Consider the following 15,690-nt stretch of genomic DNA (forward strand, 5'->3'; position numbering starts at 1 on the left):
AGGTGTGGTTCTGCCTGTTCCGTCGCCGGTCATGTGCGGCGATGAGATGCCCTTGCCGGCGCAGCGTCAACCGATCGCTGGTGGTGCGATGGCGCTCCCGCGTGTCCGCGTCGGCACGGCTCCGCGTCTGCCGGCTGGCGGAGCCGATCCCGCCGGCGGTAAGGTGCTCACAGGACTGCCGGAGCGGAAATGTGGCTGGAGATCGCGTCAGGAAGGGGCTGCTCGCCGTCGCGCTGTGCGTCGTCGCGCTGTGCGTCGCCGGCTGGGCGACGGCGTGCGAGGCGCGTCCGCTGCGGGTCGTAACGTCGTTTCCCCCCTCGATGATCGAGGTCTATCGCAAGGGCTTCCAGTCCGCGCACCCGGACATCGAGGTCGAGTTCGTCCAGCGCAAGACCACCGCCGCCGTGGCCCAACTCGCCGGCGGCGACCGGCTCGACGCCGACCTGTTCTGGGCCTCGGCGCCCGACGCCTTCGAGCTGCTGAAGCTGGAGGGCCGGCTCTCGCCGCTCGCCCCGCGCACCACCGGCGCGCCCGCCACCGTCGCCGGCTACCCCGTGAACGACCCGGACGGCCATTATCTCGGCTTCGCCCTCTCGGCCTATGGGCTCGCGGTGAACGAGGCCTATCTGGCGCGCCATCGCCTGCCGGTGCCGCGCGGCTGGCGGGACCTGACGGCGCCGGTCTATGCCGGCCATGTCGGCGTGTCCTCGCCCTCGCGCTCGGGGACGACGCATCTCGTCGTCGAGGCGCTGCTGCAGTCGGAAGGCTGGGAGCCAGGCTGGCGCACCTGGCGGCAGATCGGCGGCAACCTCGCCACCGTCACCGCGCGCAGCTTCGGCGTCTCGGCCGGCGTGGCGCGCGGGCGTTTCGGCATCGGCGTCACCATCGACTTCCTCGCCCAGCCGACGGGGCTCGACGCTGACCCGGTGCGCTTCACCGCGCCGGACCCGGAAATCTTCGCGCCCGCCAGCATCGCCCTGCTGCGGGAGGCGCGGAACCCCGAGGCCGCCGACGCCTTCGTCGACTTCCTGCTGTCGGTTCCCGGCCAGCTCCTGCTGCTCGACCCGACGGTGGGCCGCCAGCCGATCCGGCCGGAATTCTACGCCGAGGGGCGGATCGAGGGACCGAATCCGTTCCAGACCGCCGAGAGCGGCGACGGCTGGCGCTTCGACGCCGGCCGCTCGGCGGCGCGCTACGAACTGATCAATCTGATGTTCGACGAGCTCGTCACCCTGCGTCTCGCCGAGACCGCGGCGATCTGGCGGACGGTGAACGAGGTGGAGGCGAGCCTGACGCTGGCGCCGGACGAGACGGCCGCCAAGGCGGCGACGCAGGCGCGTAGCCTGCTCGGCGCCGTACCCTTCGGCGAAGAGGAGGCGAGCCGCATCGTGGAGGCGACGAAGCTGGCGCGCGTGCCGCGCGGGCTGCAGCCGCCGGAGGCGCAGGCGCGGCTGATGGCGCGGCTGCGCGACTGGATCGGCGACAATCTCGCCGCCGCCAGGCAGGCGGCCGAAACGGCACGCGCGCGGCTGGTCTCGCTCGGGCGGCTGCCGGAACCGGCGACGGGGAGCGCGTCGCCGTGAGCCTCCCGGACATGACGGGCGGAATGGGGGAAACCCTCTCGCGCGGCCTGCGCCTCGGCATTGGCGGGCGGCTGCTCGTCGCGTTCATCGGCGTCGGCGCGCTGGCGGTCGTCGCCTGCGTCGTCGGCTGGCTGTCCTATGCCCGGCTCAGCGCCGAGCTGGAATCCACCGCGCGCGGCCATGTGCCGGCGCTGGTCTTCGCGGCGCGGCTGTCGGAGGCCGGTGGCAGGCTCACCGCCGCCGCCGCGGAACTTGCCACCGCCGAGCGGCGCGAGGCGCATGCCGGCGCCATGGCGCGGGCGCGGGCGCGGCTCGACGATCTGCGCGGCCTGCTCGACACCGCGCCCGCCGCCGGCGCGGCGACCGGCTTCGGCGCCCTGCGCCGGCAGGCGCAGGCGCTCGCCGCCAATCTCGACGCGGTGGACCGGCTGGCGTCGCAGCGCTTCGACATCGAGGCGCGCACCCGCACCATCGTCGAGGAGCTGCGCTGGCTGCAGGCCGACCTCGTCGACGAGGTCGAGCCGCTGGTCGACGATGCCCGCTTCAACATCCACGCCGCGCTGGATAGGGTCGGCGAGCCGGGCGCGGCCGCCGCCGCGCAGGAGGTGCTGCGCAGCGAGAACGCCAAGACCGAGGCGATCCTCGTGCTCAACGCGCAGGCCCATCTCACCATCGGCATACTCGGCCGCGTCGCCACGGTGCGCGCGGTGGACGACCTCCGGCAGACCAGCCATTTCCTCGGCGAGGCGGCGGACGAGCTCGCCGTCGAGGGGCGGCGGCTGGAGAGCTGGCCCGACAGCATCACCGTGCGCCAGATCGTCGAGCGGCTCGTCGCGCTCTCCGGCATCGAGGAGGGCCTGCCGGGCCTGCGCGCCGCCGAGATCGCCGCCGCCGACGACGGCCAGCGCCTGCTGGCGGAGAATCGCGAGATCGTCGGCGAGGTCGGCCGCACCATCGCCGAGGTGGCGCGGCGCATCGAGGGCGAAGCGCGCGACGCCGCTGCCCGGGCGGCGGAAGCGATCGAGATCGGCCGCAGCCTGCTGCTCGCCATCGCGCTGCTGTCACTGCTCGGCGCGGTGCTGGTCGGCTGGTTCTATGTCCGCCGCAGCCTGATCGCGCGGCTGGAGCGCCTCACCGTCGCCGCCGGCGCCATCGCCGAGGGCGGCCCGGTGGAGCTTCCGCCGGCGCGCAGCGGCGGCGACGAGCTCGACCGGCTCTCCCATGCACTCGCCGTGTTCCGCCAGACCCGCGACGAGCTGGTGCAGGCGGCCAAGCTCGCCGCGCTCGGACAGATGGCGGCGGGCATCGGCCATGAGCTGAACCAGCCGCTCGCCGCCATCCGCTCGCACGCCCACAATGCGAGCGTGCTGCTGTCGCGCGCGCGGGCCGACGAGGCGGGGGAGAGTCTCGCGCGCATCGAGGCGCTGACGGCGCGCATGGCGCAGAGCATCAGCCATCTCAAGCGCTTCGCCCGCCGTCCCGAGCCGGCCATCGGCCCGGTCGATCTCGGCGCGGCGGTGGAAGGGGCGCTCTCCCTCTTTGCCCGGCGTATCGACGACGAGGCCGTCACCGTCGCGCTCGACATGGCGCCGGGGGTGCGGGTGCTGGCCGAGGAGGTGCGGCTGGAGCAGGTGCTGGTCAACCTCATCTCGAATGCGCTCGACGCGCTGGACGGCGCGCGCGAACGCCGCCTCGCCATCGCCGTCCGACGCGAGGGCGCGCATGTCGTGGTGGAGATGCGCGACACCGGGGCCGGCGTGGCCGACGGGATGCGGGAGGCGATGTTCGATCCCTTCGTGACCAGCAAGCCGCCCGGCGCGGGGCTCGGTCTCGGCCTGTCGCTGTCCTTCAACATCGTGCGCGACTTCGGCGGGCGGCTTATGCTGGTCGAAAGCTCGCCCCAGGGCAGCACTTTCGCCATCGAGCTGCGCGAGGCCGCATGAACGCTTCTGCTTCGAACGATGTCCTGCTGGTCGACGATGACGACGAGGTGCGCCTCGCCTATGCGCAGACGCTGCGCCTCGACGGGCTCGACACGGCGACCTTTTCCGGTGCCGGCGAGGCCCTGCGGCACATCACGCGGGACTTCGCCGGGGCGGTGGTCAGCGATGTGCGCATGGCCGGCATGGACGGACTCTCCTTGCTGGAAGCCGTGGCGCGGATCGACCGCGAAATTCCCGTCGTGCTCGTTACCGGCCATGCCGACGTGCCGATGGCGCTGCGCGCCATGCGCGGCGGGGCGTGGGACTTCGTGGAGAAGCCGGCCGATCCGGTGCTGCTGATCGAGACGGTGCGCCGCGCCCTGCAACACCGCGCGCTCGTTCTGGAGAACCGCGCCCTGCGCGCGCCGGCCGAGCCGGACGACGCCTGGGCGGGCCGGCTGATCGGCCGCTCCGAGGCGATGCAGCGGGTGCGGCGCACCCTCGCCGTGCTTTCCGACGCGCCGACCGACGTGCTGCTGTTCGGCGAGACCGGCACCGGCAAGGAACTTGCCGCCCGCGCGCTGCACGATTTCGGCCGGCGGCGCGGCGCGCGCTTCGTCCCGGTGAACTGCGCGGCGCTGCCGGAGAATATGATCGAGAGCGAACTCTTCGGCCACGAGGCCGGGGCCTTCACCGGCGCGCGGGAGCGGCGCATCGGCAAGATCGAGCATGCCCATCGCGGGACGCTGTTCCTCGACGAGATCGAATCCATGCCGCTGGGCGCGCAGACGCGCCTGCTGCGCGCGCTGCAGGAGCGCTCCATCGAGCGGCTCGGTTCCAATGCCGAGATCCCGGTCGATATCCGCGTGGTGGCGGCGACCAAGGTCGATCTGGTGGCGCGCGCCGCCGAGGGCGGTTTTCGGGAGGACCTCGTCTATCGCCTCAACACGGTGACGGTGCGCCTGCCGCCGCTGCGCGACCGGCGCGAGGACGTGCCGATGCTGTTCCGCCATTTCCTGGTGAAGCTCGCCGAGCGGCACGGCGCCGCCCCCGGCGCGCCTTCGGCCGCCGTGCTGGCGGGGCTGATGGAGCGGCCCTGGCCGGGCAATGTGCGCGAACTGCGCAACGAGGTGGAGCGCTTCGTGCTGGGGCTGGAGGATCTTCCCGGCCTTACCTCGGGCGAGGCGCCGGTCGCCCCGCTGGAGGCGGCGGTCGACGCGGCCGAGCGGCAGGCGATCCTCACCGCGCTGGCCCGCCATGGCGGCCGGGTGGGGCAGAGCGCCGACGCGCTCGGCGTCTCGCGCAAGACGCTGTACCTCAAGATGCGCAAGCACGGGCTGGAACGCGTCGGCATCGAGGACTGATGTTACCGTTCTGACCCATCGGAGCAGGGCACGTGTTACCCGCTCGACCGGCGCCGGCCCGCATGCGTGACCGGCACTCTTGCCTACGCCTTTGAACATCAACGGGTTTCCTCCACGCCCCGACAGTGGCACGGGCGTTGCCAAACAGGGCGCAGCAGCCCTCGGGCCGCCAAGAACCTTTGGGAGTAAACGCCATGATCCGCTCCGCCGCCTTCGCGGCCACCCTCGCGCTCGCCTCGTTCGCCGCCACGGGCGCCTTCGCCCAGGGCAAGGTGACCGTCGTCACCTCCTTCTCCAAGGACGTGACCGACCCGATCAAGGGCGCGTTCGAGAAGGCCAATCCGGGCATCACGCTGGACGTCCAGAACCGCAACACCAATGCGGGCGTGAAATATCTCGACGAGACCAAGTCCAACCCGCAGGTCGACCTGTTCTGGGCCTCCGCGCCGGACGCCTTCGAGGTGCTGAAGGGCAAGGGCCTCCTGCAGAAGTACACGCCCAAGGCCGAGGGCATCCCGGCCAAGATCGGCGCCTATCCGATCAACGATCCGGAGGGCTATTACTTCGGCTTCGCCGCCTCCGGCTACGGCATCATGTGGAACACCCGCTACCAGCAGGCCAACGACCTGCCGGAGCCGAAGGAATGGGGCGACCTCGCCACCGCGCCCTATTACGACCACGTCGCCATCGCCTCGCCGGCGCGTTCGGGCACCACGCACCTGACCGTCGAGACGATCCTGCAGGGCGAGGGCTGGGACAAGGGCTGGGCCACCATCAAGAGCGTGGCCGGCAACTTCCAGACCATCACCGAGCGCTCCTTCGGCGTGCCGGAGGCGGTCAATTCCGGCCAGGTCGGCTATGGCATCGTCATCGACTTCTTCGCCTTCTCGGCGCAGGGCTCGGGCTTCCCGGTCAAGTTCGTCTACCCGACCGTGACCACCGTCGTGCCGGCCAACGTCGCCATCGTTGCCAACGCGCCGAACACCAAGAACGCGCAGGCCTTCGTCGACTTCCTGCTCTCGCCCGCCGGTCAGGAAGTGCTGCTTGAGCCGGCCATCCGCCGCCTGCCTGTGAATCCGGCGGTCTATGCCAAGGCGCCGGAGGGCTATCCCAACCCGTTCAAGGACCCGCGCTTCGCCGCGATGACGCTGTTCGACGTCGACAAGTCCGGCGCGCGTACCGATGTCGTCGACACGCTGTTCGACCAGCTCATCTCCTTCCAGCTCGACAACCTCAAGGGCGTCACGAAGGCGATCCACGAGGTCGAGGGCAAGCTCGCCAAGAAGGACAACCCGCAGGCCCGCGCCCTGCTCAGCGAGGCGCGCGGCCTCATCGCCGCCATGCCGGTCTCCGAGGCCGAGGCGTCGAGCGAGGCGATCCGCGGCGCCTTCACCGGCTCCAAGGAGAAGGGCGCGCGGCAGGCCGAGCTGGAGCAGAAATGGGCCGGCTTCGCCAAGGAGCACTACGCCAAGGCCAAGGCCAAGGTGGACGAGGCGGCGAAGCTCGCCAACTGACGTCCACCTGAGCCGGGGGCGCGGCCGCCGCGAGGCCGCGTCCCCACCCCGCCTGACCCTTCCGCACAGATTGGAGCGCCGTCCATGTCGCTCGCCCTCTCCGGGGCTGCCCGCACGCCCGCGCGGCGCTGGCGCCTGCCCGGCACGCCGGGCCAGATCGCCCTCGCGCTTGGCATCGGCGCGTTCCTCGTCGCCTTTCTCATCGTGCCCGTGGGGTCGGTGATCTATGTCGCATTCACCGAGAAGGGGTCGGGCACCTTCACGCTGGTGAATTTCGCCGATTTCTTCCGCACCGACCTGTTCCTGCGCTCCTTCTGGAACTCGTTCTACGTGTCGGCGGCCACCGTCGTGCTGGCCTCGGTCTTCGCGCTGCCGCTCGCCTACATCACCACGCGCTTCGATTTCCGCGGCGCGGTGATCGTGCAGACGCTCGGCTTCCTGCCGCTCATCATGCCGCCCTTCGTCGGCGCGGTGTCGATGCAGCTGCTGTTCGGGCGCAACGGCACGGTCAACCTGCTGATGATGGACTGGTTCGGCATCCGCATTCCGTTCATGGAGGGGCTGAACGGCGTCATCTTCGTGCAGGCCATCCACTATTTCCCGTTCATTCTCATCAACCTGTCGGCGGCGCTGCGCAACATCGACCGGGCGATGGAGGAGGCGGCGCAGAATCTCGGCTCGTCCGGCATTCGGCTGTTCCGGCGCATCGTGCTGCCGCTCGCCATGCCCGGCTACATCGCCGGCGCCTCGCTGGTCTTCGTGAAGGTGTTCGACGACCTCGCGACGCCGCTGCTGCTGAACGTGAAGGACATGCTGGCGCCGCAGGCCTATCTGCGCGTCACCTCCATCGGCATCGCCGACCCGATGGGCTACGTCATCGCCGTGGTGCTGATCGTCGTCTCGGTCGCCGCCATGTGGATCTCGGCACTGGCGCTGAAGGGTCGCGATTACGCCACCACCCAGCGCGGCGGCGGCGGGCTTGCGCGCCGCAAGATGCGGGGCTGGGAAAGCGCGCTCGCCTATGGCGTCGTCGGGCTGATCCTGCTGCTGGTGCTGGCGCCGCATATCGGGCTGCTGCTGCTTTCCTTCGCCACCATCTGGTCCTACAGCCCGCTGCCGGACGGCTTCACGCTCGCCCATTACGGACGGGTGTTCGGCGAGAGTTCGCTCTACATCAAGAACACGCTGATCTACGCCACCCTCGCCGGCGGCATCGACGTGGTGCTCGGCGTCGCCATCGCCTATCTCGTGCTGCGCACCAAGCTCGTCGGCCGGCAATGGCTCGACTGGGCGGCGATGGCCGCGCTGGCGGTGCCGGGCGTGGTGCTCGGCATCGGTTATCTCCGCACCTTCTTCGGCGTGCACCTGCCGGACGGCACGCCGCTGGCCACGCTGTGGATCGTCATCGTGCTGGCGCTCGCCATACGGCGCCTGCCCTATGCGCTGCGCGCCTGCTACGCCGCGCTCCAGCAGATCTCCGAATCGCTGGAGGAGGCGGCCGAGAATCTCGGCGCCACCAAGGCCCGCACGGTGCGCCGCATCGTGGTGCCGCTGATGACGGGCGGCATCCTCGCCGGCTTCGTCACCAGCTTCGCCACGGCGGCGGTGGAGCTCTCCGCCACGCTGATGCTGGTGCAGTCCAATGCCGACGCGCCGCTGGCCTACGGGCTCTACGTGTTCATGCAGTCCGCCGCCGGCCGCGGGCCGGGCGCGGCGCTCGGCGTCATCGCCGTGCTGCTCGTCGCCGCCTGCACGCTGCTGTCGCAATACATCCTCGACCGTAACCAGAAGAACCGGGGAGCCTCCTGATGACCGCCACCGCCCAGAAGATGGCCCGGCCGACCGCTGCCCCCGAGGCCGCGCTGCACACCGAGGCGCTCGACGTGCGCATCGAGGGGATCAACCTCTCCTACGGCAGCAACCATGTGCTGAAGGACATCGACCTCGACATCCATGCCGGCGAGTTCTTCGCCTTTCTCGGGCCCTCCGGCTGCGGGAAGACCACGCTGCTGCGGCTGATCGCCGGCTTCAACACCGCCGACACCGGCACCGTGAGCGTCGGTGGGCGCGACATAGGCCGCCTGCCGCCGTGGAAGCGCGACGTCGGCCTCGTCTTCCAGAGCTACGCGCTGTGGCCGCATATGAACGTGGCGCAGAACGTCGCCTTCGGGCTGGAGGAGCGCGGCGTCGCCCGCGCCGAGATCCGGCGGCGCGTGGGGGCGGCGCTGGAGATCGTCGGCCTTTCCCATCTTGCTGACCGGCGTCCCTCGCAGCTCTCCGGCGGCCAGCAGCAGCGCGTGGCGCTCGCCCGCACCGTGGTCATCGAGCCCAAGGTGCTGCTGCTGGACGAGCCGCTCTCCAACCTCGACGCCAAGATGCGCGTGCAGGTGCGCCGCGAGCTGCGCGACCTGCAGCAGCGGCTCGGCCTCACTACCATCTTCGTCACCCACGACCAGGAGGAGGCCAACACGGTCTGCGACCGCATCGCGGTGATGAGCGACGGCATCGTCCAGCAGGTCGGTACGCCGATGGAGCTTTATGAGCGGCCGGCCAACCTGTTCGTGGCGAACTTCCTCGGTACCGCCAATGTGGTGGAGGGTGTCGTTTGCGGCAGCGGCACGGCGCGCGTCTTCGAGACGACGGGCGGCTGGCGCCTGCCGGTGGCGAGCGGGGCCGAGGTGCCGGCGGGCGCCCGGCTCGTCTTCCGGCCGCAGGTCGCCCGCATCGTCGAGGGGCAGGCGGGCGTTCCCGCGCTGATGGGCGAGGTCGTGCGCCGCGAGTTCCTCGGCAGCCTCGTCCGCTACGGCGTCGCCTCCGGCGGGCAGGAGATCACGGTGGACGAGCCGTTCCGGCCCGGACAGGGCCAGCACGAGATCGGCGCGCGCGTCGCCGTCGAGGTCCCGATGTCTGCCGTGCTCTGGCTGGCATGAGGCCGATCCGGGCCTCATGAACGGAACGTCCAGAGGGCATGTCCAAGAAGAAAGCCAAAGCCGCCGATAGCGGCCGTCCGGGCGCGCAGGTCGCGGCGCTACCCTTTCGGGTCGCCGGCGGGCAGCTCGAAATCCTCGTGCTGACCTCGCGCCAGACCCGGCGCGCCGTCGTGCCGAAGGGCTGGCCGATGAAGAACCGCAAGCCCTGGAAGGCCGCGCAGATCGAGGCCCGGCAGGAAGCGGGCCTCGTCGGCAAGATCAGCCGCAAGCCGATCGGCAAGTACAGATACTGGAAGCGGCTGCGACGGACGTTCCAGCTCATCGAGGTCGCCGTGTTCCCGCTGGCGGCGACGCGCCAGCTCGACGATTGGCCCGAGCGCAACGAGCGCGCCCATCTCTGGCTGTCAGCGCCGGATGCCGCCCTGCTGGTCGACGAGCCGGAACTCGCCTCGCTCATCCTCGGCTTCGCGGCCTCGGATCACTGGCGGAAATAGCGCCGCGCGCCGGCCCGCTGCCGCGGACGATCAACCCGCCCGCGGGCGCCGGCCGAGGAAGCGGTAAAGCGTGCCCGCCGCGACGGCCAGCACGACGGCATTGGCGAAGACGAACAGGACGGGCGCGAGATAGAGGGCGGCGCCGTCGTCACCGAGCACGACGAGCCGGATGGGCGCGGTGGCGAGCGCGGTGATGCCGAAGGTGAAGGCCCAATAGGAGGGCGCGAAGGGCTCGCGCAGGATCCAGGGCAGCAGCCGCAGGACGATGAGCGTCTGCATCACCCCGTAGCCGATCAGCGCATGGGCGAACAGGAAAGGCGCCTGCGGCGCCACCGCGATCAGCGAGACCGCGCCGACGACGGGCGGCGCGAGCTGGATGCCGAGCGTCGGCCGCAGGGCGCTCGCCAGGGTCGGCGCGGTGAGCATCCGGTGAAGCAGCACGGATTCGATGGCGAGCCAGCCGAAGAGGCCCATGCCGAAGAAATACTGGCCGAGATCGGCGAAGCCGAGCGCACCACCCACCGTGCCGATGACGAAACTGCCGGCGACGGTCGGCAGATAGAGCACCGGTGTCGTGTGGTTGTGGTCGCGCTCGCCGAGCCACAGCCCTCCCGTGCGCCAGATGGCGAAGCCGAGGGTGAACAGCGCGCCGGCGCCATAGAGCACGAGGGCGGCAGGGCGGGAGTAGGGAAGCACTCCCCCCGCCACCAGCATGGTGGCGACCCCCGCGAGGCCGATGAAGCAGCATTGGATCGGGTGCGCCGCCTCGGTAAGCGCCGCCTCGCGCGCCACGAGCCATTTGAGGGCGTAGAGAACGGTGACCGTGACCCAAACCAGCCCGCCGATGAGCATCACGATTTCGCCGACGAGGGCCGGCAGGCCCCAGGCCAGATGGGCGGCGCGCCAGGTGCCGCCGAGGCCGGCGAGGCCGAGGACCATGCCGAAATAGGAGGCCGGCACGACGGGGATGCGGGGAGCTGGCATGAAGGTTTCCCTCGGTTGGAAGGCCGGGCGACGGCCATCGGTCCGGAATGGCGCCCGGCGGCAGATGAGGCGAAGCTGCCATGTTGGCGGCCGTCACTCCATGGCCCGCAGCCTCGCGACTAGTCGCAGGCGATGGCGCGTCGAAGCTCATCGGCTTCGAGGAGCAGCATTTCGCCTTCCGACATCATGATCTCCATGATCTCCGCGAGAATGGCGACCGCGATGGCCGGCGCGCTCCTGGCGCCGGCGAAGAGCCCCGCCGGGCCGTGGATTCGCCGCAGGCTCTCTTCGCCCACCCCCGCCTCGCGCAGGGCGGCCAGCCGGGCCTCGTGCGCGCGGCGGCTTCCCATGGCGCCGATGTAGAAGCTCTCGCTCCGCAGGATCGGCGGGAGCAGCGTCGTCTCCCATTCATGATCGTGGAACATGAGAACGACCGCCGCGTCGCGGTCCATCCGGATCTCCGGCATCCGGTCGGCACGGCTCATGGCGAAGGTCGCGAGGCCCTCGCCTTCGCCCGCCTGCCGCGTGGCGGTATCGGGCGAGAACAGAAGAACGTCGAAGCCGGCGGTTTCCGCCATCCTGCCGAGGCAGACGGGCGCGGGGCCGATGCCCAGAATGATCAGCCGCCGACGCGGGGGATAGTGGCGGATGAGGGCCGGCTCCGCCGCATCGGGCAGCGCCTCGCCGACATTCAGAGAGGCGTATTGCCGGTCCTTCATCCTGCGCTCGACGGCTTCGAGCTCGGCTGCGGATACCTCCACATCGAAATGCAGGTCAATGGCGCTGCCGCAGGGCAGCCGGATGTCGAGATATCTTGAGCCCCGGCCATAGCGCACCCGGCGGTTCTGCCCGTCTCGGATCGCCTCGATCGCCTCGGCGATGACGGCCTGCTCGACACAGCCGCCCGAGAGATAGCCGACCCATCGTCCACTTTCGGCAATGGCCATCTGCGCTCCCAGGGGGCGGGGCGACGCCCCCTCGATGGCGACCAGCGTCACGAGGCAGATGCGCTCCCCGGCCCGCAGGGCGGCAAGGGCGAAATCGACGACATAATCGTCGAAGGGGTCCCATGCCTCGTCAAATCTACGCCTCCGGCTCCGCCCCTGCCGCAAGGGCGCGGGGGCGGAGCCATCGTCGAGGCGAGGGATCGTTCTGGCCGGGCTAGGCACCGAACTTCGCTTTGGCCAGCGGCAGGCTGCGCACGCGGGTGCCGGTCAGCGCGGCCACGGCGTTCACAACCGCCGGACCGATGCCCGGCAGGCCCGGCTCGCCCACTCCGCCCATCGGGGCGCCGCTCTCGACGATCTCCACATGCACGGCCGGCATGTGGTCGCGGGCGAGGATCGGGTAGCTGTCGAAATTGGATGACTGGCGAACGCCGTCGGCATAGGCGAGCTCCTCGAACAGCGTCGACGAGAGGCCGAGCGCGGCGGCGGATTCGACCTGCGACTTCACGATCGCCGGGTTGACGATGCTGCCGGGATCGAAGGCGATCCACAGATCGTGCACCCTGACCTCGCCATCCTTCAGCGACACTTCCGCGACGGTCGCGGTCTCCGATCCGAAAGGCGAGGCCATGGAGACGCCGCGCGCCCGCTTGCCGCCTTCCGCCTCATAAGGCCCGCGTTTCCAGCCGCCCGACAGGGCGCCCACGGTCTGCAGCAGCTTGAGGTGGCGCGGCTTGTCCTTCAGCAGTTCGAGGCGCAGCGCATAGGGGTCGTGGCCGCCGGCGTCGGCGATCTCGTCGAGGAAGCTCTCGTAGAAATAGTCGTTCATGGAATGACCGACCGAGCGCCAGAACGCGATGGTCACGGGATGGGGGAACTTGACGAATTCCATCGAGCGGTTCGCGATCGCATAGGGCTTCTCGACGATGCCCTCCACGGCCGACGAATCGACCGGCCCGCCGAAAATCGCGCCGAACCAGCGCCCCGTAGGTCCCTCTCCCACGGTGCGCACCTGCAGCGCGGTCGGCCGGCCATCCTTGTCGAGTGCCGCCTTGAACCGGCTGAAGCTCAGCGGCCGCAAGGCGTCCATGCGGAACTCCTCCTCGCGCGACCACAGCACCTTGACCGGGCGGCTCGTGGCCTTCGCGAGCAGGATGGACTGGATGAAGGGGTTGGAGGAACCGTAGGCGAAGTGCCGGCCGAAGAAGCCCCCGAGGATCGGCGAGTGCAGGACCACTTTCTCCGCCGGCAAGTCGGCGGTCTTGGCGGCAATGGACTGGAACAGTTCGGGCATCTGGTTCTGCAGCCACAGTTCCAGCGTCCCGTCCGCATTGAAGCGGGCGATCGCGGAGGGCGGCTCGAGCTGGCCATGAGCGAGGTAAGGTGCGTCGTAATCCGCCTCGACGATCTTCGCTGCCGTGGCGAAGGCCGCCGCGACATCGCCGGCCTTCTCCGCTTCGACCCCAGTGCTCGTCTCGGCCTTCAGCGCGTCCAGCAGGCCCTGCGAGGAATAATCGGCCGCAACCGTGGCGAAGCCCGAGGGCGCCGGCGCGCTCCACGTCACCTCCAGCGCTTCCACTGCCTTGCGGGCGCGGAACCAGCTGTCGGCCGTCACCGCCACCGCGCCCGGCAGCTTGTGGATGGAATGCACGCCGGGCATCGCCTTGACGGCGGCCTCGTTCGCAAGGCTCAGCGGTTCGGTGCCAAGATGCGGCGTATGCTGGACGGCGGCGTAGAGCATGCCCTCGACCTTCTGGTCGATGGCGTAGACCGCCTTGCCCGTGGATTTGTCGCGGGCGTCCAGCCTCGGCACCGGCTGGCGGATATAGCGGAACGTGGCGGGGTCGCGCAGCGGCACATTCTCTGCCGGCTCCAGCGCCAGAGCCTCCGCAGCGATGTCGCCATAGGGCAGACGGCGGCCGCTGGCGGCGTGGATGACGACGCCGTCCTGCGTGGTCAGCGTGTCCGTGGCGACGTTCAGCTTCGCGGCGGCGGCGCGGATGAACATGTCGCGCGCGGTGGCGCCGAGACGGCGCAGCACATCGTAGCTCGACCGCGTGGAGAAGCTGCCGCCCGTGAGGCGCAGACCGTTGATGACGGCATAGTCCGGGCCGGGTGGCGCGCATTCCACCGTGAATCGGCTCGGGTTCACATCCAGCTCCTCGCCGACGATCTGGGCCTGGCCGGTGCTGACGCCCTGGCCGCCCTCGACGAAGGGGCTGAGCAGCTTGACGGAATTGTCGGCCCCGATCACGAGGAAGGCTGGCACCCGCGTGCCGGGCTTCACCGCATTGGCCGTCGCCTGGGCGAAGACGCGGCTCGGCAGGGCCGGCAGGAGCACGCCCAGCACCAGCGCCCCGGCGCCGAGCCCAAGCAGGCGGCGTCGGGACAGGTTGGCGATCCCCTCCGCCGGTATCGAGGCAAGGGCTTGTTCGGCCATGGGCGAGGCGAGCAGGTCTTTGGCGCCGCGTTTCGTGGCGAGGATGTTCATGGCTGTGCTCCTCACCCGGCGGCGTGGTTTATGGCGTCGGCGATGCGATTATAGGTGCCGCAACGGCACAGATTGGTCATCGCGTCGAGAATGTCGGCATCGGTGGGATGGGGATTGTGCGTCAGCAGCGCGGTGGCCGCCATTACCTGGCCGGACTGGCAATAGCCGCATTGCGGCACCTGCTGCTCGACCCAGGCCTCCACGACCTTCCGCCCGACCTCATCCTCGGCGATCGCTTCGATGGTGCGGATTTTCGCTGTGCCGATGCTGTCGAGCTGCACCTGGCAGGAGCGGGTGGCCTGCCCGTCCATCAGCACGGTGCAGGCGCCGCACATGGCGATGCCGCAGCCATATTTCGTGCCCGTCAGCCCCAGCGTGTCGCGCAGCACCCACAGCAGCGGCGTGTCGGCTTCGGCGGCGACATCGTAGTCCCGGCCATTGACGTTGATGCGCGGCATGGCGGCGTTCTCCGATTGCGATCGGCGGAATCTAGAACCGCTCCGGGATGCCCCGTAGGACATAGAAACGTCGTTTCCGGCCATAGTTGCGAAGTCGCACGCCGCTCATCGCCGGCCGTGGCGGCGGCGATCCCGGAATAAAGCAGTACGGCCGACCCGGAGGCGCTCCGGGCCGGCCCGTATTCGCGACGTTCGTGGAAGAACTCTCGCTCAGTGCGTGGAGCGGGAATTGCCCTCGATCTGCAGGCGGATGGCGGCGCCCTCGTCGCTGACCGTGCTGCGGTCGAGCGTCACGGCGGCGTTCCGGCCCTCTACTACGGTGCCCTGCAGGGTCTGATGGCCGTAGAGCGAGGGGTCGCGGCCATCGGCGGCCTTGGCGGACAGGACACCGGCAGCGAGGAAGCCGGACAGGGCGACAACGGTCATCATCTTCGCGTTCATCTTGGTTCTCCTTGGCAGCGAGGGCATAAGTGCCCCGCGATCCGATGAGAAGAACTTAGGCGCCGGAGATGGGCGTTGTAATTATCCAGGTGGTTGGGTCGTCTCGCCGCGAAGGCAGGTTCTTAATACCTTGGTTTCGGCAAGCATCGCCCGACGGCCTGCGTGGCGGCGGGATTGGGCAGCGGATGTGCAGGCCTGGTGGCAGGGCGCCCGCACTTCCCGCCCCCGGCCTCAACGCCGGGTCTGCCACTTGCATCTCGGCCATCTGGACCGGGCGCAGGAATCCAGCGGCGAATTCATCTGGCAGAAGGGGACGGTCTGCGACATCCTTGCCTATCGCCCTCCCGACGGCGAGGCCGCCCGCCGGTCCATCGCCGATATCCCGCTCGCCGAACTCGGAGCCGTCGTGCTCGACAACATGAATCTCCTGCACAGGCCCGATCCCGCCCGCGAACTGGCGGGTCTTATTGGCGTGGAGCGCCTTGTCGCAGTGTCGCGCGCCCGTCTGGAGGAGGCGATCGCGCGCGTCCGCCCGCCGGCGGCCGACCGGGGCCCCGGCTAG

Annotated in this window: 13 protein-coding genes; 8 read left to right on the plus strand and 5 right to left on the minus strand. The window is 70.1% G+C overall.

Translation table 11 applies throughout. From position 1 onward, the window contains the following. The first annotated feature begins 191 nt into the window (after positions 1–191). From MWN33_RS03705 to MWN33_RS03735, 7 genes are all read left to right on the plus strand, one after another. Complete coding sequence (locus MWN33_RS03705; protein WP_247198871.1) at positions 192–1,583, plus strand: ABC transporter substrate-binding protein; 1,392 nt, start codon at positions 192–194, stop codon at positions 1,581–1,583. After that, positions 1,580–3,526 (plus strand): ATP-binding protein, encoded by a 1,947-nt coding sequence (locus MWN33_RS03710; protein WP_247198873.1) that lies wholly within the window; start codon positions 1,580–1,582, stop codon positions 3,524–3,526. The genes MWN33_RS03705 and MWN33_RS03710 overlap by 4 nt, the downstream gene beginning before the upstream one ends. After that, a complete protein-coding gene (locus tag MWN33_RS03715) occupies positions 3,523–4,869 on the plus strand; it encodes a sigma-54-dependent transcriptional regulator (RefSeq protein WP_247198874.1) in 1,347 nt (448 codons plus the stop codon). The genes MWN33_RS03710 and MWN33_RS03715 overlap by 4 nt, the downstream gene beginning before the upstream one ends. A 194-nt stretch (positions 4,870–5,063) precedes the next feature. Next, entirely contained in the window at positions 5,064–6,383 is a 1,320-nt protein-coding gene (locus tag MWN33_RS03720) for an ABC transporter substrate-binding protein (protein WP_247198875.1), read from the plus strand. An 84-nt stretch (positions 6,384–6,467) separates the two neighbouring features. Continuing rightward, positions 6,468–8,192, plus strand: coding sequence for an ABC transporter permease (locus tag MWN33_RS03725; protein WP_247198877.1), 1,725 nt, complete (start codon positions 6,468–6,470; stop codon positions 8,190–8,192). Then, the gene (locus tag MWN33_RS03730) at positions 8,192–9,313 is read left to right on the plus strand and encodes an ABC transporter ATP-binding protein (RefSeq protein WP_247198878.1); all 1,122 of its coding nucleotides are present in this window, start codon (positions 8,192–8,194) and stop codon (positions 9,311–9,313) included. Before MWN33_RS03725 ends, MWN33_RS03730 begins: the two co-directional genes overlap by 1 nt. A 38-nt stretch (positions 9,314–9,351) precedes the next feature. Beyond that, positions 9,352–9,807 (plus strand): NUDIX hydrolase, encoded by a 456-nt coding sequence (locus MWN33_RS03735; RefSeq protein WP_247198880.1) that lies wholly within the window; start codon positions 9,352–9,354, stop codon positions 9,805–9,807. Between the two features lie 30 nt (positions 9,808–9,837). Here MWN33_RS03735 and tehA read toward each other — a convergent pair whose 3' ends face one another. From tehA to MWN33_RS03760, 5 genes are all read right to left on the minus strand, one after another. Further along, complete coding sequence (gene tehA / locus MWN33_RS03740; RefSeq protein ID WP_247198882.1) at positions 9,838–10,791, minus strand: dicarboxylate transporter/tellurite-resistance protein TehA; 954 nt, start codon at positions 10,789–10,791, stop codon at positions 9,838–9,840. Between the two features lie 119 nt (positions 10,792–10,910). Then, positions 10,911–11,960, minus strand: coding sequence for an XdhC family protein (locus MWN33_RS03745; protein ID WP_247198884.1), 1,050 nt, complete (start codon positions 11,958–11,960; stop codon positions 10,911–10,913). Beyond that, on the minus strand, positions 11,953–14,178 hold the full coding sequence (locus MWN33_RS03750; protein WP_247199777.1) for a xanthine dehydrogenase family protein molybdopterin-binding subunit: 2,226 nt from the start codon (positions 14,176–14,178) through the stop codon (positions 11,953–11,955). Before MWN33_RS03750 ends, MWN33_RS03745 begins: the two co-directional genes overlap by 8 nt. 62 nt (positions 14,179–14,240) lie before the next feature. Continuing rightward, positions 14,241–14,687, minus strand: a complete 447-nt coding sequence (locus tag MWN33_RS03755) for a (2Fe-2S)-binding protein (protein ID WP_247198886.1) — start codon at positions 14,685–14,687, stop codon at positions 14,241–14,243. Positions 14,688–14,897: 210 nt separating this feature from the next. Continuing rightward, positions 14,898–15,128, minus strand: coding sequence for a hypothetical protein (locus tag MWN33_RS03760; RefSeq protein WP_247198887.1), 231 nt, complete (start codon positions 15,126–15,128; stop codon positions 14,898–14,900). A gap of 250 nt (positions 15,129–15,378) precedes the next feature. Here MWN33_RS03760 and MWN33_RS03765 point away from each other — a divergent pair, with 250 nt between their 5' ends. Then, positions 15,379–15,690, plus strand: coding sequence for a hypothetical protein (locus tag MWN33_RS03765; RefSeq protein ID WP_343312350.1), 312 nt, complete (start codon positions 15,379–15,381; stop codon positions 15,688–15,690).

Source organism: Ancylobacter koreensis (assembly GCF_023016525.1).
In the GTDB taxonomy this organism is placed as follows: Bacteria; Pseudomonadota; Alphaproteobacteria; order Rhizobiales; family Xanthobacteraceae; genus Ancylobacter; species Ancylobacter koreensis.